24 protein-coding genes are annotated in these 26,158 nt (G+C 33.0%); 22 read left to right on the forward strand and 2 right to left on the reverse strand.

From position 1 onward, the window contains the following. Positions 1 to 4: 4 nt before the first annotated feature. From RD055328_RS02610 to recN, 3 genes are read left to right on the forward strand one after another with little or no spacing between them, the layout of a single operon-like run. On the forward strand, positions 5 to 886 hold the full coding sequence (locus RD055328_RS02610; protein ID WP_244087256.1) for a polyprenyl synthetase family protein: 882 nt from the start codon (positions 5 to 7) through the stop codon (positions 884 to 886). Next, positions 879 to 1,709 (forward strand): TlyA family RNA methyltransferase, encoded by an 831-nt coding sequence (locus RD055328_RS02615; protein WP_244087257.1) that lies wholly within the window; start codon positions 879 to 881, stop codon positions 1,707 to 1,709. Before RD055328_RS02610 ends, RD055328_RS02615 begins: the two co-directional genes overlap by 8 nt. Positions 1,710 to 1,719: 10 nt before the next feature. Next, positions 1,720 to 3,405, forward strand: a complete 1,686-nt coding sequence (gene recN, locus RD055328_RS02620) for a DNA repair protein RecN (RefSeq protein WP_244087258.1) — start codon at positions 1,720 to 1,722, stop codon at positions 3,403 to 3,405. On the opposite strand, the gene RD055328_RS02625 is transcribed toward recN, so the two are convergent. After that, positions 3,394 to 3,720 (reverse strand): hypothetical protein, encoded by a 327-nt coding sequence (locus tag RD055328_RS02625; RefSeq protein WP_244087259.1) that lies wholly within the window; start codon positions 3,718 to 3,720, stop codon positions 3,394 to 3,396. The two genes, recN and RD055328_RS02625, sit on opposite strands and share 12 nt — an antisense overlap. Before the next feature lie 175 nt (positions 3,721 to 3,895). Between RD055328_RS02625 and gmk the strand changes: the two genes are divergently transcribed. The 10 genes from gmk to RD055328_RS02675 all read left to right on the forward strand — a co-directional run bounded on the left by gmk (position 3,896) and on the right by RD055328_RS02675 (position 14,352). Continuing rightward, entirely contained in the window at positions 3,896 to 4,507 is a 612-nt protein-coding gene (gene gmk / locus RD055328_RS02630) for a guanylate kinase (protein ID WP_244087260.1), read from the forward strand. Next, a complete protein-coding gene (gene rpoZ, locus RD055328_RS02635; protein WP_244087261.1) occupies positions 4,507 to 4,770 on the forward strand; it encodes a DNA-directed RNA polymerase subunit omega in 264 nt (87 codons plus the stop codon). The genes gmk and rpoZ overlap by 1 nt, the downstream gene beginning before the upstream one ends. A gap of 63 nt (positions 4,771 to 4,833) precedes the next feature. Further along, complete coding sequence (priA, locus tag RD055328_RS02640; RefSeq protein ID WP_244087262.1) at positions 4,834 to 7,227, forward strand: primosomal protein N'; 2,394 nt, start codon at positions 4,834 to 4,836, stop codon at positions 7,225 to 7,227. A 9-nt stretch (positions 7,228 to 7,236) separates the two neighbouring features. Further along, complete coding sequence (fmt, locus tag RD055328_RS02645; protein WP_244087263.1) at positions 7,237 to 8,178, forward strand: methionyl-tRNA formyltransferase; 942 nt, start codon at positions 7,237 to 7,239, stop codon at positions 8,176 to 8,178. Then, entirely contained in the window at positions 8,171 to 9,493 is a 1,323-nt protein-coding gene (rsmB, locus tag RD055328_RS02650) for a 16S rRNA (cytosine(967)-C(5))-methyltransferase RsmB (protein ID WP_244087264.1), read from the forward strand. Before fmt ends, rsmB begins: the two co-directional genes overlap by 8 nt. Before the next feature lie 11 nt (positions 9,494 to 9,504). Next, positions 9,505 to 10,248: a Stp1/IreP family PP2C-type Ser/Thr phosphatase gene (locus tag RD055328_RS02655; RefSeq protein WP_244087265.1), complete on the forward strand. Its 744-nt coding sequence runs from the start codon at positions 9,505 to 9,507 to the stop codon at positions 10,246 to 10,248. 2 nt (positions 10,249 to 10,250) lie between these two features. Next, positions 10,251 to 12,125 (forward strand): Stk1 family PASTA domain-containing Ser/Thr kinase, encoded by a 1,875-nt coding sequence (gene pknB / locus RD055328_RS02660; RefSeq protein WP_244087266.1) that lies wholly within the window; start codon positions 10,251 to 10,253, stop codon positions 12,123 to 12,125. 32 nt (positions 12,126 to 12,157) lie between these two features. Then, positions 12,158 to 13,036 (forward strand): ribosome small subunit-dependent GTPase A, encoded by an 879-nt coding sequence (rsgA, locus tag RD055328_RS02665; protein ID WP_244087267.1) that lies wholly within the window; start codon positions 12,158 to 12,160, stop codon positions 13,034 to 13,036. Positions 13,037 to 13,038: 2 nt separating this feature from the next. Beyond that, positions 13,039 to 13,683, forward strand: a complete 645-nt coding sequence (gene rpe, locus RD055328_RS02670; protein ID WP_375708060.1) for a ribulose-phosphate 3-epimerase — start codon at positions 13,039 to 13,041, stop codon at positions 13,681 to 13,683. A gap of 9 nt (positions 13,684 to 13,692) precedes the next feature. Next, the gene (locus tag RD055328_RS02675; RefSeq protein WP_244087268.1) at positions 13,693 to 14,352 is read left to right on the forward strand and encodes a thiamine diphosphokinase; all 660 of its coding nucleotides are present in this window, start codon (positions 13,693 to 13,695) and stop codon (positions 14,350 to 14,352) included. Between the two features lie 29 nt (positions 14,353 to 14,381). On the opposite strand, the gene rpmB is transcribed toward RD055328_RS02675, so the two are convergent. Beyond that, complete coding sequence (gene rpmB / locus RD055328_RS02680) at positions 14,382 to 14,567, reverse strand: 50S ribosomal protein L28 (RefSeq protein WP_244087269.1); 186 nt, start codon at positions 14,565 to 14,567, stop codon at positions 14,382 to 14,384. A gap of 201 nt (positions 14,568 to 14,768) precedes the next feature. On the opposite strand from rpmB, the gene RD055328_RS02685 reads away from it, so the two are divergent. From RD055328_RS02685 to RD055328_RS02725, 9 genes are all read left to right on the forward strand, one after another. Beyond that, the gene (locus tag RD055328_RS02685; protein ID WP_244087270.1) at positions 14,769 to 15,137 is read left to right on the forward strand and encodes an Asp23/Gls24 family envelope stress response protein; all 369 of its coding nucleotides are present in this window, start codon (positions 14,769 to 14,771) and stop codon (positions 15,135 to 15,137) included. A gap of 34 nt (positions 15,138 to 15,171) precedes the next feature. After that, positions 15,172 to 16,866 (forward strand): DAK2 domain-containing protein, encoded by a 1,695-nt coding sequence (locus tag RD055328_RS02690; RefSeq protein ID WP_244087271.1) that lies wholly within the window; start codon positions 15,172 to 15,174, stop codon positions 16,864 to 16,866. A gap of 37 nt (positions 16,867 to 16,903) precedes the next feature. Further along, positions 16,904 to 18,937 (forward strand): ATP-dependent DNA helicase RecG, encoded by a 2,034-nt coding sequence (gene recG / locus RD055328_RS02695; protein WP_244087272.1) that lies wholly within the window; start codon positions 16,904 to 16,906, stop codon positions 18,935 to 18,937. A 15-nt stretch (positions 18,938 to 18,952) separates the two neighbouring features. Continuing rightward, the gene (gene plsX, locus RD055328_RS02700) at positions 18,953 to 19,942 is read left to right on the forward strand and encodes a phosphate acyltransferase PlsX (RefSeq protein ID WP_244087273.1); all 990 of its coding nucleotides are present in this window, start codon (positions 18,953 to 18,955) and stop codon (positions 19,940 to 19,942) included. 49 nt (positions 19,943 to 19,991) lie between these two features. Further along, positions 19,992 to 20,231, forward strand: a complete 240-nt coding sequence (acpP, locus tag RD055328_RS02705) for an acyl carrier protein (RefSeq protein ID WP_244087274.1) — start codon at positions 19,992 to 19,994, stop codon at positions 20,229 to 20,231. A gap of 90 nt (positions 20,232 to 20,321) precedes the next feature. Continuing rightward, positions 20,322 to 21,014 (forward strand): ribonuclease III, encoded by a 693-nt coding sequence (gene rnc / locus RD055328_RS02710; RefSeq protein ID WP_244087275.1) that lies wholly within the window; start codon positions 20,322 to 20,324, stop codon positions 21,012 to 21,014. 24 nt (positions 21,015 to 21,038) lie between these two features. Beyond that, positions 21,039 to 24,587: a chromosome segregation protein SMC gene (smc, locus tag RD055328_RS02715; RefSeq protein ID WP_244087276.1), complete on the forward strand. Its 3,549-nt coding sequence runs from the start codon at positions 21,039 to 21,041 to the stop codon at positions 24,585 to 24,587. Positions 24,588 to 24,597: 10 nt separating this feature from the next. Beyond that, positions 24,598 to 25,812 carry a signal recognition particle-docking protein FtsY gene (gene ftsY, locus RD055328_RS02720; protein ID WP_244087277.1) on the forward strand — a complete coding sequence of 405 codons (1,215 nt, stop codon included), beginning with the start codon at positions 24,598 to 24,600 and terminating at the stop codon, positions 25,810 to 25,812. Next, positions 25,812 to 26,153 carry a putative DNA-binding protein gene (locus RD055328_RS02725; protein WP_244087278.1) on the forward strand — a complete coding sequence of 114 codons (342 nt, stop codon included), beginning with the start codon at positions 25,812 to 25,814 and terminating at the stop codon, positions 26,151 to 26,153. Before ftsY ends, RD055328_RS02725 begins: the two co-directional genes overlap by 1 nt. Positions 26,154 to 26,158: the final 5 nt, after the last annotated feature.

Raw genomic sequence — 26,158 nt, forward strand, 5'->3', positions numbered from 1 at the left:
CAGTTTGGATACATTTACTAAGTTTCAAGAAGAACATGCGCAGAAAATAATAGATGTAGCAAAAATTAATATTGAAAAAAATATAGAAAATCACGAACTATCGGAATCAATGAATTACTCTTTGACTGCTGGTGGCAAGCGAATTCGTCCAGTATTGTTCTTAGCTGTTTTAAAAACTTTAGGGATTGGCAATCTTGCTAATTATTATAATCTTTCTAGTAGTCTTGAGATGATTCATACTTATTCACTAATTCATGATGATTTACCTGAAATGGATAATGATGATTTACGACGTGGGAAACCAACTAATCATAAGGTTTTTGGCGTCGGACAAGCTGTTTTAGCTGGAGACGCATTATTGACAATGTCATTTGAAATAATTGCCACTGATAATAGTATTTCTCCACAACAAAAAGTTGACCTAGTTCGAATTTTAAGTAAACAATCAGGTCCTAAGGGCATGATTTCAGGGCAATGGTTAGATATAACAAATGAGAATCGGCAATTAAATCTTGATGAATTAATCAATTTACATAATCAAAAAACAGGTGATTTATTGTTAGCATCTGTTGAAATGGCATTAGAAATTGGAAATAGCTCTTCGATAGCTAAAGAATCTCTAATTAACTTTGCCAAAAAAATTGGATTAGCTTTTCAAATTAAGGATGATATATTAGATGTTATATCCGATAGCGAAAAGATGGGTAAACAAACCCAAAAAGATGAGTTAGAAGGCAAAAATACATTCCCTGCAATCATGGGGCTAGATCAATCTATTCAATATTTACAAGAATTGCAACAATCTGCTAAGCAAGACTTAAATCAATTAGCAGTAGATACGACATTATTAGAAGATTTTTTAAATTATTTTAACTTAGGTGAATAACTTGGCAAAAGAGAGAATTGATGTTTTATTAGTCCAGCAAGAATTATTTGATTCAAGAGAGCAGGCTAAACGTGCTGTAATGGCGGGTGAAGTCTATAATCAAGATAACTTGCGACTAGACAAACCCGGAGAAAAAATTGACGCAGATAGTATTTTGCATCTTAGCGGCAACCAAATGAAGTACGTTGGCCGAGGTGCCTTTAAATTAGAAAAAGCGGTAAATTCATTTAATATAGATTTAACTGATAAGATCTGTCTTGATATTGGTTCATCAACTGGTGGTTTTACTGATGTGGCTTTACAAAATAAAGCTAAACAAGTATATGCTTTAGACGTTGGAACCAATCAATTGGCATGGAAATTACGTAATGATGAGCGTGTTGTTGTTATGGAGAAGGTTAATTTCAGATATAGTAAACCGGAAGATTTCAAACAAGGTTTACCAGAATTTGCAATGACGGACGTTTCGTTTATTTCATTGGAGTTAATTTTGCCACCAATGTTTGATATCATTGTTCCAGGTTCTGAGGCAGTAGCTTTGATTAAGCCACAATTCGAAGCTGGACGTGAGAATGTTGGTAAAAAAGGAATTGTTAAAGAACGTTCAACTCATGAAATGGTAATTAACAAGATTATAGATTTTGCATTTGAAACAGGATTTGATATTTTGGGGCTGGACTATTCACCAATTAAAGGTGGCGAAGGAAACATTGAATTCCTAATTCATATTAAAAAACCTGATATTGGTGATCAAAATAAGATTATGGAAACTGTTTCAGTTGAAAAGACACTTGATCAAGCTTATGCCGAATTAAATAAGTAGGAGTTTGAATATGTTAAAAGAATTATTAATCAAAGACTTTGCGATTATTAATGAAGTTAATATTCAATTTGAAGATAAGATGACTGCTATGACTGGTGAAACTGGTGCAGGTAAATCTATCATAATTGATGCTTTGGGATTATTGACTGGTGGTCGTGGTTCTATAGAATTCATTAAAACTGGTGCACAAAAAGCGGTAATTCAAGGTTTATTTGATATTTCTAAGAACTCTAATACAAAAGAAATTTTAGACGAACAAGGTATTGAATATTCTGATTCTATGTTAGTTTTGAAACGTGAGTTTTCAATTAATGGACGAAATGTTTGTCGGGCTAATGGCGAATTAATCAGTCTTTCTATATTAGCTGAAATAGGACATACCTTAGTTAATATACATGGACAAAATCAGAGTCAGGCTATCTTAAATGAAGATAATCATCTGGGAATGCTCGATGGTTTTGCGGATTCAAACCTGATAACAAAAAAAACTCAATATGTAGAGCTTTTTAATGACTATAAAAAGTTGAAACAGAAGCTTTATAATATTCAAAAGAATTCTCAAGAATTAGCCCAACGAAAAGATATGCTTGAATTTCAGATTGCAGAAATTGATGAAGCAAAACTTCAAGCAAATGAAGAAGATGAATTGGTTGAACAGCGAGATCAATTATCTAATTTTGATAAAATATCAAATGCTCTAAACGATAGTTATAGCCAATTATCGGGAAGTATTGTTGATGCAACAGGTGGTGTAATGGAAGAATTAAACACAGTTGCTGAATACAATTTGGAAGTTGATGATGTAAGTAAAACTGTAACAGGAGCATATTACCAGCTACAAGATGCTATGAGTACTATTCAAACAATAGTTGATGGATTGGATTATAGTCCTGAAACTTTGGATGAAATTCAAAAACGATTATTACTTATTCAAAATCTTGAAAAAAAATATGGGCCAACAGTCAATGATGTTATTTCTTTTGGAGAAAATGCTAAACAGGAATTACTTGATATTACAGATGCTGATTCAAAACCAGACAAGCTTATGGAAGATATTGAGCAATTAACCGGAAAACTGAAAGAACTTGCTCATGAGATTCATAGTATCCGTGTACAAACGGCTACTCGATTATCTAAACAAATTAAAGAGCAGTTAAATGATTTATATATGGATAAAGCTGAATTCCAGGTTAAAATTGATTTAATTGCTGACTTTATAGAAACAGGTAGTGATGTTGTCACTTTTGAATTAAAAACCAATCCGGGTGAGGACTTTAAGCCATTAGTCAAGATAGCTTCAGGTGGTGAATTGTCGAGAATCATGCTGGCGCTTGAAGTTATTATGTCAAAAAACATGAATATATCGACAGTTGTTTTTGATGAAATCGATACGGGAGTTAGTGGGCGTGTAGCTCAAGCTATTGCTAATAAGATTTTTTTAATTGCACAAAATATTCAAGTTCTTTGTATCACGCATTTGCCTCAAGTTGCAGCTATGAGTAATACACAATTGTACATAAAAAAAGCAGCAACTGAAGATACGACTTCAACTGCTGTTTCTAATTTGAATGATATTGAAAGAATTGATATTATCGCGCAAATGTTGTCAGGAACGAAGGTTACTGAACTGGCTAAAAATAATGCTGAGGAATTATTGAAATTAGCAAATAATGAGCAAAAAAAATTAATTAGCTAATTTGATATATTTAATATCATCAAGTTTTAAAATTCTAAATATATTACCGTTAGTATTAAAGATGAAAGTATTTTCATCTTTTTTTGATACTAATTGACCGGTAAGGGCAATATTGTTAGTAAAAGTTATTTCTACATCATATTTTGATTGATAACTTTGTGTTGTAAATTCTTTTAACTGTGCAAGAGGCATTTGCTTAGTGTTGACATTTTCATTATGTCCAAAGTTTAGGTCGAAAGTTGAGTATAGTAAGTTCATTGTTTCGTTAGTAATAGTTTCTTTCAAAGCTGATAGATTATTAGTTTTAAGTTCCATGTTCATTTCCCCCGAACGTATGTTTGTATAAGTTCAGTATACGAACTTTTGTTCGTATATGCAACCCCCTTAATAGTTTCTTAAGATTTTTTACTAATTATTACAAGAAAACCCTTGAAATACAGACGCTTTTAGCCCAAAATATACTTATTATAATTTGAAGAGTAGGGATAATATGTCTAAAGGTATGTTAATTGTTCTTTCAGGACCATCGGGTGTTGGAAAAGGTACTGTCAGAAAAGCAATGGTTAAGAAGTCACGTATTCGATTTGATTATTCTATTTCAATGACAACTCGTGAGATGCGTCCAAGAGAACGTGAAGGTATTGATTATTATTTCCGCACTAAGGAAGAATTTGAGAACGAAATCAAGAATGATGGTATGCTTGAATATGCTCAATATGTTGATAATTATTACGGAACTCCAATAAAATATGTTCAAGAAAAACTAGATGCTGGACGTGATGTACTTTTAGAAATAGAAGTCAACGGAGCCATGCAAGTTCGTGAAAAAATGCCAGATGGTGTTTTTATTTTCTTAACCCCACCAGATTTGGGTAGCTTGCGCGATCGAATTTCTCACCGTGGAACAGAAGATAATGCTACAATAGACAAAAGAATTGAAAAAGCTCGACAAGAAATCGAATTGATGTCACACTACGATTATGCTGTAGTTAATGATGAAATTCCGAGAGCTGTACGTAAAATCGAGAATATTATTCGTAGTGAACATTTAAAAGTTTCTCGTGTATACGATAGTTATAAGAAAGTAATAGGTGATAAATAATGATTATAGATCCTTCAATTGATAAATTATTGGATAATGTGGATTCACGTTATTCGTTAGCAATACTTGCTGCAAAAAGAGCTCATGAATTAGAAACAGGTGATGTTGAAATGATTAGTCAATACAAATCACCTCGTATTATTGGTAAAGCTTTTGAAGAAATTGCTGATGGAAAAATCGAGATTGATCCTGAATCAGTTATGCTTGAAAAAGATGCTGAAAGAATGGATATTGAACAACTAGAAAAAGAATCAAATAAGTAATTCAAGTCCTTCACTTTGCAAAGTGAAGGTTTTTTTGTTTAAGTTTAGCGTGTAGGTGAATATATGATTGCAAAAATTATAGTTGATATACCAACAATGCAAACAAACCGAACTTTTGATTATGAAGTGCCTGTTGAATTAGCTGAGGTTATTCAAAAAGGAGTTCGAGTTGAGGTGCCATTTGGTAGAAGAAAAATACAAGGATTTGTCGATGAATTAGTGGATGACTCTGACTTTAGTGGGAAACTTAAACCAATTAGTAATATTATTGATATTCAACCAGTATTGAATGATGAAATGTTGCAATTGTCAAAATGGATGGCTGATACTACTTATTCATTTAGAATATCTAGTCTACAGACTATGCTACCTAATGTTATGCGGGCAAAATATCATCAAATTGCCATCGTTAAAGATGAGACAATAAAAAACGATTCATTATTTGCTGGCGATGACCAAGTTGAAATTACTGATAAATTAACTAAAGAAGATTTATTAAAATTAAAAAAGTATAAGATTAATGGTCAAATTGATGTAGTTTATGTTGTCGAAAACCGAGCTAAGAAAAAGACAATTTCGGCAATAGTTAATCATAAATCTCCGATGGATTTAGAAAATATAAGTGCTACTTTACCTAAAAATGCTAAGTCAAAAATGAAATTAATAAGTTATTTCATTGATAACCCAAATAGTACAACTGCAATTAATGATTTAGTTAAGTTATTAAAAGTATCGCGTTCTGTGATTACTGGTGTCGTTAAAGATGGTATTTTTGAAAAAGTTGAATTAGAAACATATCGCAGCCCAATTAACCAATATGAAGAAGAAAATAAGTCGCATATATTAAATGAAGAACAAACTCATGCAGTAAACGATATTGTAGAATCTACACTTCAAAATAAGAATGATGTTTTCTTGATTGAAGGAGTTACAGGAAGTGGCAAAACAGAAGTTTATTTGAATTCTATTCAACGCGTCTTGGATAACAAACAAACGGCATTAATGCTAGTCCCAGAAATATCATTAACACCACAAATGGTTAATCGAGTATCTGCTCGTTTTAAAGATGATGTAGCTGTATTACACAGTGGATTGTCAAATGGTGAAAGATATGACGAATGGCGACGTATTGAACGTGGCGAAGCGAAAGTTGTTGTGGGAGCACGTAGCGCCATTTTTGCACCACTTACTAACTTAGGTGTAATCATTATTGATGAAGAACATGAATCTAGTTATAAGCAGGAAGAAAATCCAAGATATCATGCACGTGATATAGCAATCTGGCGAGGGAAATACAATCATTGCCCTGTTGTTTTAGGAAGTGCTACTCCAAGCTTGGAATCTAGAGCTCGTGCTCAAAAAGGCGTTTATCATTTGATAAGAATGAAAAAGCGTGTAAATGATATGGATTTACCGGCTGTAAAGATTGTTGATATGCGTGATTCTCAAAATGCGTCGGAAGCTGGAGATTTCAGCCAGGAACTGATAGATAGCATTCAAAGAACAATCAATAATAATGAGCAAGCAGTATTAATGCTCAATAAACGTGGATATTCGGCATTTTTAATGTGTAGAGAATGTGGAGATGTTTTAAAGTGTCCAAATTGTGATGTCTCATTAACGGTTCATAAAGACAGTCATTCTTTAAAATGTCATTACTGTGGATTTGAACATAGCATCCCAAAAAATTGCCCTAATTGTAATAGTGATAAGCTACGTTCTCATGGAACCGGTACGCAAAAAGTACAAGAACAGTTACAAAAGATTTTTCCAAGTATCAATATTTTACGTATGGATGTGGACACTACTTCTAAGAAAGGTTCTCATAGTAAAATATTAAACAAATTTGCTAAAAAAGAAGCTTCTATTCTTTTGGGAACACAAATGATTGCTAAGGGACTAGATTTTCCTGACGTCACTTTAGTAGGGGTAATTAATGCAGATACAACTTTAGCTATTTCAGATTTTCGTGCGAGTGAAAGAACTTTTCAGCTTCTAACACAAGTTAGTGGTAGAGCAGGCCGTGCGAACAAAGCAGGACATGTAATTGTGCAAACATATAACCCTGATCATTATGCGATTCAGCTGGCTGCCACGCATGATTATGAGAGCTTTTATAAACATGAAATGTACATTCGACATCGTTCTGATTATCCGCCGTTTTATTACACAACGTTGATAACTGTGACTCATCAATATGAAAACAAAGCCCTTAAAAAAGCTTTTGAAATTAAGAATATTTTGAATAGGGACTTAATTGATGAAGTTATAATTTTGGGTCCTACTCCTGGGACTATTTCTAAAATTAATAATCGATATTATTATCAAATAATATTAAAATATAAGAATCAAAATGCTGTGCATGAAGTTTTGACACAGTTATTAATAGATACACAAAAAGATATTCAAAATGGATATAGAATATCTATTGATAAAGAACCCCAACAATTGAACTGAGGTATGTAAATGACAAAGATAATATTTATGGGAACTCCTAATTTAGCGGCGACAGTTTTTAAAGGAATTATTGATGATGGTAATTATGAAGTGATTGCCGCTGTTACACAACCAGATAAACCAGTAGGACGTAAGAAGGTATTACAACCAACTCCGGTTAAACAAGTAGCATTAGATAACGATATTCCTGTCTATCAACCGGAGAAACTATCAGGCAGTGATGAAATTAAGCAATTAATTGAATTACATGCGGATGTTTTAGTAACTGCGGCTTATGGACAGTTTTTACCGATGAGTTTAATTGATTCAGTAGGAGCAGCTGTAAATGTTCATGGATCTTTATTACCTAAGTATCGTGGTGGTGCACCAATTCAATGGTCAATTATGAATGGTGAAGAAAAAACTGGGATTACTATTATGTACATGGTTAAAGCTATGGATGCAGGAGACATGATAGCTAAAGCTGAAGTCAAAATAGAAGACGACGATACAGGGGATACGATGTTTGACAAGTTAAGTATTGTTGGACGTGATCTATTACTTAAGGTATTACCTGATATTGTAAATGGAACAAACGAACGAACACCACAAAATCAGGATGAAGCAACTATTTCACCTAATATATCAAAGGAACAAGAACAAATTGATATTACTGATTCAGCAATAAATATTCATAATAAAGTTCGTGCACTTAATTCAAATCCTGGCGCCTATGCAATTATTAATGGGTTACACACAAAGATATGGAGAACAGAAGTTATATCTGAAGAAAATAGTTTAGAGCCAGGTACCGTTATTGAAAGAACTAAGAAGAAACTTGTGATTGCTACCGGAGAATTTGCGTTAGCAATTAAAGAACTACAACCATCAGGGAAAAAATCGATGGATATTGCTTCGTATTTGAATGGTATAGGTCGTGAGATTGAGGTAGGTCAAAAGATAATTGAATAATAATGCCAGATATATTGCTTTAAATATTTTAAACAGCGTCTTAATTAATGACGCATACTCTAATGTAGAAATTAATCGAGCAATTAATAAAGAAGAACTAAATTCTAAAGATATTGGCCTGATGACTAATATTGTTTACGGTGTATTGCAGAACAAGCTAACACTTGATTTTTACTTACAAGATTATCTTAAAGGTAAAAAAGTAGATCCTTGGGTAAATACATTGTTATTAATATCTATTTATCAAATGGAATTCTTAGATAAAGTACCTGATCGTGCAGTTATATATGAATCTGTAGAAATTGCCAAAAGAAAAGGAAATCGTGGAATTAGCGGTTTTGTTAATGGAGTATTACGAAGCTATCAACGACAAGGACATAAAGATGTAAGTATTATCCAAGACATTGATAATCAATTAAGTGTTAAACATAGTGTCCCTGTTTGGATTGTACGATTGTTAAAAGAACAACTTGGATTAGAAAAAACTAAAAGTATTCTTGAATCTCTTAATTATCCTTCTTCACTATCAATTCGTGTCAATACAAAAAAAATATCACGAAATGACTTGAAGTCTAAACTTTTAGATAAAGGAATAGAAACAATTGAAAGTGAAATATCACCTTTTGGGTTAGTTACTGATGATCATCGTGTGATTAATTCTTCAGAATTTAAAGAAGGTTTATATACGATTCAAGATGAAAGCTCGATGTTAGTTGCTCCTGCATTACAAGTAAAAGCTGATTCAATTGTTCTAGATGCTTGTGCAGCTCCTGGTGGGAAAACTACGCATATTGCAAGTTTTCTTGATGAAAATCAGGGAGGATCGGTACTTGCTCTTGATATATATGATCATAAGCTTGATTTGATAAATCAAAATTCTGAGCGTTTAGGGATGTCAAAAATAATTAAAACACAAAATTTTGATGCTACTCATATTGAAGCTCTGGACCAAAAATTTGATCGAATCTTAATTGACGCACCGTGTTCAGGACTAGGATTATTAAGGCGCAAACCTGAAATGCGTTATAACAAAACTAGTTCAGATATTTCTGAATTAATAGATATTCAAAGAAATATTTTAAATAGTGCTGCTGATTCTTTGAATATTGGTGGAATATTAGTTTATAGTACTTGCACGATTGTTGATGAAGAAAACTCACAACAAGTTCAGAACTTCTTAGATACTCATGATAACTTTGAACAAGTTGATGTTTTAACATCGTTAGGAAATTCAGATGATAAAATGGTAAAATTATACCCAGATGATTATCAAACAGATGGATTTTTCATCAGCGCGATTAAAAGAACTAAGTAGAGGATTATTTCATGAAAACTGCATATTTAACTGATATCGGTAAAAAAAGGCAGTCAAATCAGGACTACGTTAATGTATTCAAAAACACTCAAGGAGCTATACTAGGCCTTGTGGCAGATGGTATGGGTGGACATAGAGGCGGAGATGTTGCTTCTGATATGGCCGTTTCTCATATTGGACATGATTTTGAAAAGACAGAATTATCTAGTTTAGATACATTAAATAACTGGATAATGGCTGAATTAGAAAAAGAGAACAATCGGATTATTGAAGCTGCTAATCAATTTTCAGATCTTAACGGTATGGGAACGACGATGGTCGGCGTCATTATTTATGATGAGAAGATGTTAGTTGCTAATGTTGGTGATAGTCGTTGTTATTTATTACGAGATGATAAATTAACGCAATTAAGTTTTGATCATTCATTAGTGAATGAGTTGGTTGAGTCAGGTGAAATCAGTAAAGATGAAGCTCGTAATCACCCACAAAAAAATATTATTACGCAAACTCTTGGCGTTAATAATAAGGTTAAACCGGCTGCTAAAATATTTAATATACAACCAGATGACATGTTATTACTTTGTTCAGATGGATTGACTAATATGGTATCTGAAAAGCAAATCAAAAAAACACTCACAAAAGACATATTGTTAGAAGATATGTGTAAAGAATTGATAGATTATGCTAATGAGGGTGGCGGTTTAGATAACATTACGGCATTAATCATGCAAAATGTTTCAGGAAAGGAGGATTAATCATGCAAGAAGGATATTTATTTGCAGGTAGATACAAGGTTCTGGGAACAATCGGTGAAGGTGGAATGGCTAATGTTTATTTAGCTGAAGACACAATCTTGCATCGAGAAGTTGCTGTGAAATCATTACGACTAGATTTACGTGATGATAAGTCTATTCAAGAGCGTTTTAAACGTGAAGCAATCTCAACAAGTGAATTGTCTCATCCTAACATTGTTAATGTTTTGGATGTGGGGGTTGATAACGGTAATCAGTTCATGGTTATTGAGTATGTCAAAGGAACTAATCTAAAAACTTATATTAGACAGAATTTCCCAATTCCATATCAACAAGTAATTGATATGATGGAGCAAATCATGTCAGCTGTTAAAGTAGCGCATGAACATAATATTGTTCATCGAGATTTGAAGCCAGAAAATATTCTTGTTGATAATTTTGGTCGCGTAAAGGTATCAGATTTTGGAATTGCTCTTGCTCTTAGTGAGCGCTCAATCACGCAGACAAATGCTACACTAGGTTCTGTTTATTATATGTCACCCGAACAAACTCGCGGTAAAAAAGCTACTACCAAGTCTGATATTTACTCGTTGGGAATTATTCTTTACGAGATGCTGACTAAGCACGTTCCATTTTCAGGTGATACTGCTGTTTCAGTTGCATTGAAACATTTTAGAACGCCAATGCCTTCAGCACGTGAAGTTGATCCAAGAATTCCTCAAGCCTTAGAAAATGTAATATTTAAGGCTACGGCTAAAGACCCTGAACAAAGATACAATACTGTCGTTGAAATGGCAGAAGATTTAAAAACAACGCTTTTATCAACTAGAGCTAATGAGGAACGAGTAATTGTTGATGCACCGCAAGATTTGGCTGAAACTAAAGTTATGGACCCAATAGCTGATAATAAAAACGATGAAGAAGTAAATACTAAGAAAAAATCTAAAAAACGTCGTGCAATTATTATCAGTACAGTTATATTACTGATAGCATTAATCGCTGGAATCTTTTGGCTTAATAGTAACAGTAGTGTAGCAGTTCCAAACGTTTCTAATTTGACCAAAAGTCAAGCTGAAGAAGCCATTTCTAGTAAAGGTCTAGAAATAGGTGATATTAAACAAGTTTATAGCGATACTGTTAAAAAAGGACGTGTAATCGATTCCGACCCAGAGTTTGGTACAAAAGTGAAAAATAATTCATCAATCGATCTTAAAATTAGTTTAGGACAGAAGAAGTATAAGATAGGTGATTATGTAGGTGAAGATTATTCAAGTATTAAAGAGAAACTTGAAGAAAAAGGTTTTACGGTAACTAAAAAAACTGTGTATTCAGAAAGCTATGATAAAGGAACTATTATTACTCAAAGCTTACCTGCTGGAGAACGTGTAGTTCCAAATAAAGAAACAATTGAGTTCGAAGTAAGTAAGGGAATTAACGAAGCTACAACGCCAATGACTATTGAGAACTTGGTTGGAAAGACAATAGAAGAAGCTAAGACCTATGTGGCAAGTAAGGGATATTCTTTAAGCATAAGTTATGATTATTCTGATACTGTTGATAAGGACAAAATAATTAGTCAAACGCCAGCTGGTGGTTCAAAACTTCTTAAAGGAAGCGTAATTTCAATTGTCGTTTCAAAGGGCGAAGATCCTGAAAAAGACCAAAAAACAACTCTTAATTATTTAGTTGGCTCAACTTTGGCGGATGCACAAGCAGAATCTGAAAAATATGCATTCGAACTTAACATTACATACGCAAATTCAGATACAGTTGCTAAGGATGTTGTTATAAGTCAAAGCCCGGATATTCCTAACGGCGGATCTATTCAAATAAATAGAGGATCAGTTGTAACTATTGTTGTTTCAAAAGGTAAACAATAGTGAACACTTAAAAGAAAAGAGTAGGTAATAAATTGGCTGAAGGCAAAATAATTAGTTCAATTAGTGGATTTTACGACATATTGAGTAATGGTAAGGTTTATCGTACTCGTGCACGTGGCAATTTACGTAAGAAAAGTATTAAACCAATAGTGGGCGATAATGTTGAATTTGACGATAACAAAGATCAACTGGGGTATCTGAATGATGTTTTGAAACGTAAAAATTCATTGATTAGACCACCTATGGCCAATGTAGACCAAGCGATTGTTGTTACATCGTGTGTAGAGCCTGATTTTTCAGCGATTCTTCTGGATAAAATATTACTTAACTTAGAAAAAAATAATATTCATCCAATTATTTATATCTCAAAAGAAGATATTGCTGGCGATAAGCTAGATAAAGTCATGCCAATTATTAAGGAATATGACAAAGTCTATCCAGTTATTTATGGAAGCACTGTTAATATAGATGATTTCTATGAGTTGTTTAAAGATAAAGTAACTGTTTTTACTGGTCAAACTGGTGCAGGGAAATCAACCTTGCTCAATCAGATAAAACCCGATTTAAATTTGGAAACTGCTGAAATATCTTCTACGTTAAATCGAGGGAAACATACCACTAGACAAGTTAACTTATTTAGTTTTAATGATGGGTTAATTGCTGATACACCAGGATTTTCATCAATTGATTTAAGAGAAATAAGTTTAGAAGATCTTCCTCAACTATACCCAGATTTTGTTAAATATTCTGATAAATGTAAGTTTAGAGGATGTACTCATATTAATGAACCAAGTTGTGCAGTTAAAGAAGAATTAGAAGCAGGAAATGTTTCAATTATTAGATACAATGATTACAAAACAATAAGAAAAGAAATCGAAGCTAGAAAGCCGATTTATAAGAAGGAGAAATAATTATGAAAATAGCACCGTCAATTTTAAGCGCAGATTTAATGAACATGGGAAGGGATGTTAAGGCGATTTCTGATGCCGGAGCAGACTTGATTCACGTTGATATTATGGATGGACACTTTGTTTCAAATATCACATTTGGAATGGGTATTATTAAATCTCTAAAAGAAACAACAGATGTACCTTTAGATGTTCATTTGATGATAGATCACCCAGAACCATACTTGAAAGATGCAGTAGAATTTGGAGCTGATATGGTTCTAATTCATGCTGAAGCAACTCCACATATTCATGGAGCTATCCAAACAATTCACAATTTAGGAGCTAAAGCAGGGGTAGTAATTAATCCCGGAACATCAGTAGAATCAATTCTTCCAATTCTTCCTATCGTTGACCAAGTTCTTGTAATGACTGTTAACCCTGGATTTGGAGGACAAAAATTCATTAAGGAAATGGCAAACAAGATTGCTCACCTTGATCAATTGCGTCAAACAAATAGTAATTGTAACTTTGAAATTGAAGTTGATGGTGGAGTTGACGACAAAACTATTAAATATTGTTTAGATGCTGGTGCTGATGTATTTGTTGCTGGATCATACGTATTTGGTGGAGATATTAAGCAACGTATTGATTCATTAAGAATAGGCTAGGTTAAACTAATGAAAGTAATTAATTTGTTGTTAGGTGGTCCTATCACTGAATATCCAAAACGATTACTTGAAAATCCTCAAAATATTGAGGGAGACTGGATTGCTGCCGACCACGGTGCTAGTTATTTATTAAAAAAGGGTATTGTTCCTAAGTATACTGTTGGTGATTTTGATTCTAGTAGTAATGCTGATTATCAAAATGTCGTTGATTCAAAATCTCACATAATTCAAGTTCCATCCGAGAAAGATTTTACGGATACACAACTTGCTTTAAATACTGTAATAGATAACTTTGAATTTGATGAAATTCATTTATATGGTGCAACAGGTGGTAGAATTGATCATTTATTAGCTAATATATTTCTGGGAGTTTTACCTGAATATCAAAGTATTATCGAAAAAATTAAAATAATTGATGAAGATAATTTCATTGAATTTTTCAAACCTGGCATTAAAAAGGTAAAAAAAATAACCAATATGAAATATATTGGTTTTGTTACCTTGGGAATAGTGAATAATCTTAATTTGATTAATAGTAAATATCATCTAAATAATTATACTAATCAATTTGAAATAAGTTGGGCAAGTAATGAATTTATAGATGAATATATTGATTTTAACTTTGAATCGGGAACTGTAGTTGCCATTCAGAGTAAAGATCGCAAATAAAAAAGACTAGCATATGCTAGTCTTTTTTATTATACACGAGTAACTTTACCAGATTTAAGTGCACGAGCTGAAACCCATACACGTTTTGGCTTACCGTCTACTAAAATACGAACTTTTTGCAAGTTCGGCTTCCATGAACGTCTTGAAGAGTTCAAAGCATGAGAACGTTTGTTACCGAATGCAGTCTTACGACCTGTGATAAAATCTTTTGCCATGGGACACAACCTCCTTTGGCTATGTGTTTTCTTTTAAAATTTACTTAAATAATTTACCATATAGAAAAAATTATTACAAGTACCTGTAAAGGAAAATACCTTTAAATCCAAAAAAAGTTCATAAAAACTATTTTAGTTTGCAATACTATGTTAAAATTTTCTTTGAATTATTACTTTTACTTTGTGGTAAAGGAGAAAATTATGTCAGTTACTATTAATACAAAATACGGGAAAATTGATATTTCAAATGAAGTAATTGCTACTATCGTCGGTGGGGCTGCTACTGATATTTATGGTGTAGTTGGAATGGCAAGTAAGAATCAACTTCGTGATGGAGTTAATGATATCTTGCGTCGTGAAAACTACTCAAAAGGGATCGTAGTTAAACAAGCAGAAGGAAGTATTATTGTTAATGTCAATATTGTTGTTGGATATGGCGTTAAAATTTCTGAAGTTGCTAAAAACGTTAAAGATAAAGTTAAATTTAATTTAGAAACAATGCTTGGGATGGATGCACAAGAAGTTAATGTTGTTGTCCAAGGCGTTAAAGTTATTGAAGAAGCTAAATAATAAATGTTCTTATAACAATTAGGAGGACAATCTTTTGAGTCTTAAAGTTATTTCAAATAATGAATTTTCAGATATGATGCGCGTTGCGTCACGTAGATTAGGTGACAATGCAAAATTTGTTAATTCATTAAATGTTTTTCCAGTTCCTGATGGGGATACAGGAACTAATATGAATCTAACATTCCAAAGTGGCTATAAAGCAGTTAATGAATCAAATATGAATACTGTTGGTGAATTAGCACAAGCACTTGCTAAAGGTTTGTTAATGGGAGCTCGTGGTAATTCGGGTGTTATTACCTCACAAATCTTTAGAGGCTTCTCTAAGAGCCTTGAAGGTAAAGATACAATAGATGCCAAGGATTTAGCTACTGCGTTCACAGATGGTGTTAAAACATCATATAAAGCGGTTATGAAACCTGTTGAAGGAACAATCCTTACTGTTGCTCGTGTTGGTGCTGAATACGGTGAAGAAGCAGTTAAAGACAGTGACGATATTATTGTTTTATTAAAAGCTGTAATAGAGGGAGCTAGAAAAGCTTTAGCTTCTACTCCTGATTTATTACCAGTATTAAAAGAAGTCGGCGTTGTTGATTCAGGTGGTCAAGGTCTTGTATTTATCTATGAAGGATTCTTAGAAGGCTTAACTGGTGAAACTGCAAGTGTTGAGTATCAACCAGATACTGCCGAAATGGAAGAAATGGCTAATGCCACTCATCATCAATCTGTTCAAGGACACTTCACTACTGAAGAAATCGTTAATGGTTACTGTACTGAAATGATGATTAACCTTGGTCAAAATCCAACTTCAAAAGATAAATTTGATTATGATGAATTCCGTACTCATATCGGAGAACTAGGTGACTCTTCACTTGTTGTATCTGATGATGAAGTTGTAAAGGTTCATGTCCATACACAACATCCAGAAGCAGTGTTTAGCTACGGACATCGTTATGGAGATTTAGCCAAAATTAAGATTGATAATATGCGTATTCAACATGAAACAATTGTTGACGGAGATACATCTGAAGAGGAAAATGAAGCTCCTGTTGCTACAACAACAAAAGCTCCAGCTACAGATTATGGTGTAGTTGCTGTTGCCTCTGGTGATGGACTAAAAGAACTTTTTGAAAGTTTAGGCGTAACTTATGTCATTAGTGGTGGGCAAACAATGAATCCTTCTACAAATGACATCTTGCAAGCGATTGAAGCTACTAACGCTAAACAAGTGCTAATCTTACCTAATAACGGAAATATTGTTATGGCTGCTAAGCAAGCTGTTGAAGTGAGTGAAGTTCCTGCTGCTGTTGTTGAATCAAAAACAATTGCTCAAGGAATGACATCATTATTATCATTTAATCCAGACGCCAGTCTTGAAGATAACAAAGAAAACATGACTGATTCACTATCAGCTGTTGTTTCTGGACAAATCACTAATGCTATTAGAGATACTGAAATTGACGGACTTAAGATTGTTAAAGGTCATTTCATGGGAATTGTTGATGGTAAAATTGTTACCGAAGATGCAGATTTAGAAAAAACTGCTATGAATATGGTTGACAAAATGATCGACGAAGAAAGTGAAATTATAACGATTCTTATTGGTGAAGATGGTAATGAAGATCAAGCCAATTCTATAGCTCAAAGCATAGAAGATAAATATCCTGATGTTGAAACAGAAATACATCAAGGAGATCAACCTGTATATCCATATCTAATTGCTGTAGAATAACTGACTGAGGTCAGTTATTTTTATTTTGAGGAAATTTATGAAATCTTTAGACGATAATATTGGAATGTTAAAAGGAGTTGGAGATAGGAAAGTGGCAGTTTTGAAGTCGCTTGGTATTAATACTATCTCTGATTTGTTGTACTATTTTCCGTTCAGATATGAAGATTTAATTGTTAAATCTCTAGATGAGATTATTGATCAAGAAAAAACGGTAATTAGTGGAGTAGTCGCGAGTGATCCGATTGTTAGTCGTTTTGGGTATAAAAAAAGTCGCTTGAATGTTCGATTACTTGTTGAGAATGAATCTGTAATGGTTACTTTTTTTAATCAACCTTGGCTAAAGGATAAGTTTACGACGGGCCAAGAGGTACAGGTTTATGGGAAGTGGGATCAAATTCGGCGCTCACTAACTGGAATGAAAGTTTTAAACTTAAATGAAGATCAAGATGTTGACTCAGTCTATTCGGTGAATAAGAATATTCGACAATCTACGTTAAAAGCTTTAATTAAACAAGGATTTGATGAATATATTGAATTAATTGAAGAGTCATTACCCGATAATATAATTGAAAAATATAAATTAGTTACTGAACGTGAATTAATAAAAGGGATGCATTTTCCGGATTCTGTTGAAGAAACCGAGAATGCCAGAAGAACTGCTAAGTTCCGAGAGTTTTTCTTGTTCGAATGTGGCATGCAAAATATTAAAAATATTGATCAGGCTAAAAAATCTGGGATTTCTTTGAAATATGATCAAAAAATAATTAACGAATTGATTAGCCAGTTGCCTTTTGAATTGACCAATGATCAAACAAAAGTTATTAATGAAATTCTCGATAATATGAAAAGTAGTTCTCATATGAATCGGCTATTACAAGGTGATGTTGGTAGCGGTAAGACAATCGTTGCAACAATTGCTCTGTTTGCAGCGGTTACTGGTGGATATCAAGCTGCATTAATGGTACCTACAGAAATCCTAGCGGAACAACATTTTGAAAAAATATCTCAGATGTTAGAACCATTGAATGTATCTATTGATTTATTGGTTGGTTCATTGACGCTTAAACAACGAAAACAAAAGATTGAAGATTTAAGCACTGGAAAGACAAATATTGTTATTGGAACGCATGCTTTGATTCAAGCTGACGTTAATTATAAGAACTTAGGTTTTATTGTTATTGACGAACAGCACCGATTTGGTGTTGGACAACGACGTACATTACGTCAAAAAGGTAAGAACCCAGATATACTTGCAATGACCGCCACACCAATTCCGCGTACACTGGCGATTACTACTTATGGCGATATGTCATTATCGGTAATTAAGGAGTTACCTAAAGGACGATTACCAGTAGAAACGTATTGGTTACGTTCCAATAAACTTGACCAACTATACAAGTTTATTGATAAAGAATTAAAAACTGATTCACAAGTATTTGTTGTTACACCATTGATTTCTGAATCTGAAAATATTGATTTGAAAAATGCGGAAGAAATTTTTGATAATTTTCAAAAAATATATTCAAATAAAAAAGTAGCAATTTTACACGGGAAAATGACTACTCAAGAAAAAGATACCATCATGAATGATTTTAAAAATCAACAAGTAGATATTCTCGTATCGACAACAGTAATTGAAGTAGGCGTAGATATTCCTAACGCTAGTGTCATGGTGATTTTTGATGCTAATCGTTTTGGTTTATCGCAATTACATCAATTAAGAGGTCGTGTAGGACGTGGAAGTAAGCAATCATATTGTATTTTGATTGCTGATCCTAAAAACGAAGTGGCTATTGAAAGAATGCGTATTATGACAGAAACAAATGATGGATTTGTATTAGCGCAAAAAGACCTCGAACTACGTGGGCAAGGAGATTTATTGGGTAATCAACAATCGGGACTTCCTAATTTTAGTGTAGGTAATCCTGTGACAGATTTTAATGTTTTGCAGACTGCTCAACAAGAAGCTCAAGTCATTTTTGAAATGGACCCTAACTTAGACAATCCAGACCATAAAATGATAAAATCATATTTATTGAAGAAAATGCAAATAGAGGGAAACTTTGATTAGAATAGAGGAGAACTTATGAAAATAGCAGTAGATGCAATGGGTGGAGATAACGCTCCTCAAGTTGTTATTGAAGGTGTTGAAAAAGCTCGTGATCAATATGATGATTTAGAGTTCACACTTTATGGAAAAACTGAAGAAATCAATAAATATCTTAAAGATACTAAAAATATAACTATTGTACATTCAGATGAAGTTATTCTAGGTACTGATGAGCCAGTAAAGGCCATTAGATCTAAAAAGCAATCTTCAATGGTTATGGCTGCCAAATCTGTGAAGGATGGAGAAAATGATGCTGTTTTCTCCTTGGGAAATACTGGAGCATTACTTGCAGCTGGAATATTTGTCGTTGGACGTATTAAAAAAGTTGATCGCCCGGCACTAATGTCAACATTACCTGTCGCAAATGAAAATGACGGTGTGTTATATCTTGATTCAGGTGCGAATGCTTCGGCTAAAGCTAATTATCTTGAACAATGGGCTACAATGAGTGTTTTTTATGCAAAAGAAATCAAAGGTATTGATAATCCAACTGTCGCACTTCTAAATAATGGTGAAGAATATGATAAGGGCGATGATATGCATAAAGATGCGTATCAATTATTGTCAAACTTAGAAAATATTAATTTTGTTGGAAATATCGAATCTAACGAAATTCTTACTGGAAAAGTTGATATCATTGTTACTGATGGATTCACTGGTAATGCTGCTTTAAAAGCAATTGAAGGTACTTCTAAAATAATAATGGGGCAATTGAAAAAAGCTCTAACTGAAAATGGAATTGTTACAAAGTTAGGAGCTGCGATTGTTTCACCATCACTAAACGGATTACGTGAAATGTTTGATACTTCAAAATCTGGTGGTGCAGTTTTACTTGGATTGAAAGCACCAGTTGTAAAGGCACATGGTAATGCGGACGCACGAGCTGTCTATTACACTATTGGACAAATTAGAGATATGTTGGATAAGAAAATCGTTGAACAAGTAAATGACTATTATAATGACTAATCAAATATGTTATTATTTTGATAATTAATTAAGAAACTAGGTAGAGATTATGTCTGAAGAACAAATTATGGAAAAAATTGTTGGCTTAGTATCTGATCGTTTTGATATTCCAGCTGACCAAATTACTGCTAATACAAACTTTAAAGATAACTTAGATGCAGACTCAATTGATTTGGTTGAATTCACGCTAGAACTAGAAGATGAATTTGGAAACGAAATATCAGATGAAGATGCTGAAAAAATCAAAACTGTTGGTGAAGCAGTAGCATATATTAACAGCAATCAATAAAAGACCCTAAGGGTCTTTTTTTTGTGTGTAAATGTTCATAATTTATGACAAAAAAGGTATAATATAAATATTTGAGAGGTGTCTGATTAAATGATAGATTCAAAATTCACAAGTGAATTACATAAGAAATACAATATTGAATTTCAGAACCATAATTTACTAGAAACAGCATTAACACATTCTTCGTATGCAAATGAACATCAAGAACTAAAATTAGAAGATTATGAACGTTTAGAATTTCTTGGCGATGCAGTCTTAGAAATATCAATTTCGGAATATTTGTTTAAGCATTTTCCTGAAATGCCTGAAGGCAATCTAACTCGATTACGTTCAGCTATCGTATGTACTGCTAGTTTTTCTAAGTTCTCACGTATTGTAGGAATAGATAAATATATTCAAATAGGTAAAGGTGAAGAACGTCAAGGAGCTAGACAACGTGATTCATTACTTGAGGATGTTTTTGAAGCCTTTAACGGAGCTTTGTATCTTGATCAAGGAATGGAAAAAGTCATTGAATTCTTGAATATGATTGTTTTCCCTCGTATTGACGCTGGAGAGTTTTCTGATCGCAGTGATAACAAGACTTTATTACAGGAAAAACTACAAGAATCTGGATCAGTTGAAATAGAGTATCGAGTTATTTCTGAAACTGGCAATGAACATGAGAAAAAATTTGAAATAGCACTTGTGGTAAATAATAAAATTGTTTCTACAGGAACAGGCACAAGTAAGAAAAAAGCCGAAGAACATGCGGCTAAACAAGCATTAAACCAAATGAACTAATGAGGGTAAGACAAGGAGAATTTGATGCCGTTAAAATCGCTGACATTAAATGGATTTAAATCCTTTGCGGATAAAACTAAAATTGAATTCACTTCAGGTATTACAGGAATTGTTGGACCTAACGGTAGTGGTAAAAGCAATATCACAGAAGGTATTCGTTGGGTAATGGGGGAACAGTCAGCCAAAAGTCTTCGTGGGGATAAGATGGTTGATATCATTTTCGCCGGAAGTTCTGTTCGATCTACAATGAACCGTGCCGAAGTAATTTTTGAGTTTGATAATTCAAAACAAGATTTAAAAACGGAGTTTGATCGTGTATTGATCAAGCGCCGTTTATTTAGAGACGGCTCATCAGAGTTTTATATCAATAATAAGAGTTGTCGTCTAAAAGATATTACTGAATTGTTCTTAGATTCAGGATTAGGTCGTGAATCATTTTCAATTATTTCTCAAGGTCGAGTTGAAGCAATCTTTAATAGTAAACCAGTTGATCGTCGTACAATTATTGAAGAATCCGCGGGTGTAGCCCTTTATAAGCAGAAGAAACATGAAGCTGAATTGAAATTAACTGATACTGATGATAATTTGAATCGTGTATCAGATATTTTACATGAGCTTTCTGCTCAAGTTGAACCGCTAAAAGAACAAGCAAGTATTGCTCACGATTATTTGAATCAAAAAGAGCAATATGACAAAATCTATAAAGAAATTTTAGCTATTGAGATAAATGATTTTAATATCAGTAGACAAGAATTTAGTCAAAAATCAATTGATATTAAGAATACACTTAACAGAATTGAAGAAGACGTTAGAAAATCGGATATTGCTGTTAAAGAAAATCGCGCTAATATTGCTAAGCTTTCTGAAGAACTTGATACCAAAAATAAAGTTCTTTTAGAAAAAACCAGACAATTAGAAATTATTAATGGTCAAAAAGCTGTCACAGATGAGCGTAATGAATTTAATAATCAAAACCGTCAACAATTAGAAGAACAGATTAAAGCTTTAACTACTGAGACTAATAGACTTGAAACCGAAATTGAAGTAGCTAATACTGAATATGAAACAGCTAAGAGTGAAGTAGATAAGTTAACAGAGAAGTTATCTGAGATTACTAATTCACAAAATAAAACTCCAGATTCAATTCGTGAAGAGATTGAGGCACTTCGTGGAGATTATTTGAATGCTCTACAAGAACAGACTACAAATAATAATAATGTGAATTTCTTAACCACTCAAAAAGACCGTATTGAAAAATTAATTGCTGAATCTAAAACCGATTTAGACCAAATTTCAAAGCAAAAAGCTGCTAAGCAAACTGAAATTGAAAAGTTTAAACAAGAAGTCACAGAGTTCGATCAGAATAATTTAGGTATTCTAAATGAATTTGATAAGTTAAAAGCAACAGATGAGAGTTTAACGTCGCAAATTACAGATTCTGAAAAACAATACATGAATGAATTAGCAAAGCTACAACAAGCTATTGCTAAGAAAAAAGCACTTGAGGAACTATCAAATGATCATGCTGGTTTCTTCCAAGGAGTAAAGAGTGTTCTAAATAATAAGCAACAATTATCTGGTGTAATCGGTGCTGTTGCTGAGTTAATTCAAGTGCCAAAAGAATATCAAATGGCTGTTGAGGTAGCTTCAGGTAATCAATTGCAGTCTATAGTTACAAAGGACGAGAATGCTGCTAAGAGTGCAATTTCTTACTTGCGTAAGGGGAATTTAGGTCGTGCCACATTCTTGCCTAAAGATATTATTAAGTCCCGTAAAATTGACAGTAATACACTAAAATCGATAAGTAATAAGGGATTTTTAGGTGTTGCTTCTGATCTAGTGAAATATGATAGTGATGTAAAAAATATTGTTGAAAATATTTTTGGAAACCTATTAATTGCCGATAATTTAGATAATGCTGTTGTTATTGCAAAAGCAACTGGTCATCGCTTCAGAATTGTAACCTTAGCAGGAGACATTTTAAGTCCTGGTGGGTCTTTAACTGGTGGACAAGTTAAACAACGTGGCAATAGTTTATTGAGTCGTACGCAAGAACTTGATGATTTGAAGAAAATTATTGATAAGTTACAACTTAAAGCCGATGGTCTTCAATCACAATTGAATCAATTAAAGACTGATAAAAAAGCTAGTGAAGAACAATTAACACTTCGACAAAAAGATATTCAAGAAGTTGATGTAAAACGTCATGATTTTGAACAAAAATTAACTAAACTCACTGATGAGTTACATCGTTTAGAGCAAGATATAAGTTCGGTTGAATATACAATTCGCACTAATGAAAGTGAATTAGACGATGTTGTTAAAGATTTAGCTGAGAACAAAGAAAATAATACTTTAGTTAATCAAAAACTTAAGGACATCAAAGAAAAAACTGATGATAAGAATGATTTACTAGAAAACTTTGGTAAAGAACAAGAGGTTATTAATCAAAGAATTCAGACTTATCAAACACAAATAGCTGTTGCTAATAATACGTTGGATAATAAAAAAGACTTATTACATCGACAACGTAATGAGTTTAAAAAACAATCTAATAGTTTATGTCAGGCACAAGAACAATTAGATTCTTTAAACAATGAACAAAATGAAATTGTTAATTCACATGCTGATAGCAAAAAACAACTAGCAGAACTTACTGATGAAGTAAGTAAGTTAAAATCTGATATTGAGAATCTACGTTCAACTAGAACTGAATTAGAAAGCCAATCAGATGAACTAGCTCAAGCAGCTAGTCGTAATTTCCAACTACAAAAAAATGCATCTGATGAACAAGAAGATACAGCTATTGCATTGACTAAAGCTAATAATGCTATTGATAGTCGACTAGAAATTCTAAGTCAAGAATATAAAACTACTTTTGAAGAAGCTTTTGCTGAAGTGAAAGATAACGATATTGACGTAGAAGCTATGAAAAAAGATGCCAAGTTACTTAAGATGGGTATTGCTGAATTAGGAGACGTCAATATTGCGTCTATTACTGAATATGACAAAGTTAAAGACCGTTATGAATTTTTAAATAAACAACAAGCGGACTTATTAGATGCTCGTGAGCAACTAAAAAATACTATGTCAGAGATGGATGATGAAGTTTCACGTAGATTCAAAGAAACCTTTGACCAAGTAGCAGCTTCTTTTGAAGTTATTTTCCCTGAAATGTTTGCCGGTGGACGTGCTAAACTAGTGCTAACAGATCCAGATGATCTATTAGAAACAGGAATTGAGATTATTGCTCAACCACCTGGTAAAAAATTCCAAAGACTTAGTCTGTTATCTGGTGGAGAACGTGCATTAACGGCAATCACATTACTTTTTGCTATTATTAAGGTTAAACCTGTACCATTCTGTATTTTGGATGAAGTTGAAGCAGCGTTAGATGATGCTAATGTTTATCGATTTGCGAAATACTTGAATAAATACGATGATAATACACAATTCATTGTTATTACGCATCGTAAGGGTACAATGATGAATGTAAACCGTTTATACGGTGTTTCAATGGAAGAACTCGGCGTTTCCAAAATGGTTTCAGTTGAAGTTAAAGAAAATGAATAGGTGATTATAAATGGGCTTATTTGATAAATTAAAGAAAGCAATTGTTGGTGAAGAAAAACCGGAAATCACTTCAGAAGAAGTCATTTCTGAAGAATCTCAATTAGATTCTGAATCAATTGTTGAAACAACCTCAGAAGACAATGAACCTGAAGTGAAATCTGAAAACGAAGAAATAAAAACAGAAATCATTGAAGAGTCTCAAGTTGTTGAAGAATTAATAAGTGATTCTGATTCAGAAGAGGTGATTGAGTCTGAAGTAGAAATTGAAAAAGAAAATGAAGTAGTTACTGATACTGAAAAATATGATGAAGGGCTACAAAAGTCACGTTCAAATTTTTCGGGTCGTATAAATTCATTTTTGGCAAGTTTTCGTTCTGTTGATGAGGACTTCTTCGAAGATTTAGAACAAACACTAATTGAATCTGATGTTGGTTTTGAAACAGCTATGCGTATTTCTGAAGAATTACGAGAAGAAGTTAAATTTCAAAATGCAAAATCTAAAGCTGAAGTATCAAATGTTATCATTGAAAAACTTGTTAACATTTATGAAGAAAATGAAACTGATAATAGTTTGAATTATTCTGAGGATACTGATCCAACTGTAATACTTTTTGTTGGTGTTAATGGAGCTGGTAAAACCACAACAATTGGTAAACTAGCACATAGGTTTGAACAAGAAGGCAAAAAGGTTCTTCTAGCTGCTGGTGATACATTTAGAGCCGGTGCGATTGAACAATTACAGGGCTGGGGTAAACGTATTAATGTTCCGGTTGTTGCTTCTGCTGCACATACCGATCCAGCTTCAGTTGCATTTGATGCAGTTAAAAAAGCAAAAGAAGAAAATTATGATATTTTATTAGTTGATACAGCTGGACGTTTGCAAAATAACGAAGGTTTGATGCGAGAACTAGAAAAAATTAAACGTATAATCAGTCGTGAACTACCTGCTGCACCACAAGAAGTATTATTAGTACTTGATGGAACAACTGGTCAAAACGCTATTAGTCAAGCTCGTCAGTTTAATGAAACAACTGATGTTACTGGTATTGTTTTGACAAAACTTGATGGTTCTTCACAAGGTGGTATCATTTTTGCTATTAAGAATGAACTTCATATTCCTGTTAAGTTAGTAGGACTTGGCGAACAAATGGATGACTTGCGTAACTTTGATTCTGAAAAATTTGTCTACGGTATGTTTAAAGATTTGATTTCGGAGAATAATTAATGGAATTAGAAAAAAGTGAACAAATGAATATTTTGTTTAATTTTTATTCTAAGTTGTTAACTGATAAACAACGTGAATATATGAGTTTATATTATGCAGAAGACTTGTCGCTTGGTGAAATTGCTGAGCAGTTTAATGTTAGTCGACAAGCAGTATATGATAATTTAAAACGCAGTGAAGATATCTTAAAGCATTATGAAAATAATCTTGGAATGGTTAATAATACGATATTAGAAAATGAGTTAACCAATGAATTACAAGATTATGTGAATGATAACTATCCAAATGACAAAAAACTCGTTAAAATGGTAAAAAAACTAGATGCATTATCAAACCGATAGTAAGT

The sequence above is a fragment of the Companilactobacillus sp. RD055328 genome, assembly GCF_022835675.1.
Classification (GTDB): domain Bacteria; phylum Bacillota; class Bacilli; order Lactobacillales; family Lactobacillaceae; genus BQUT01.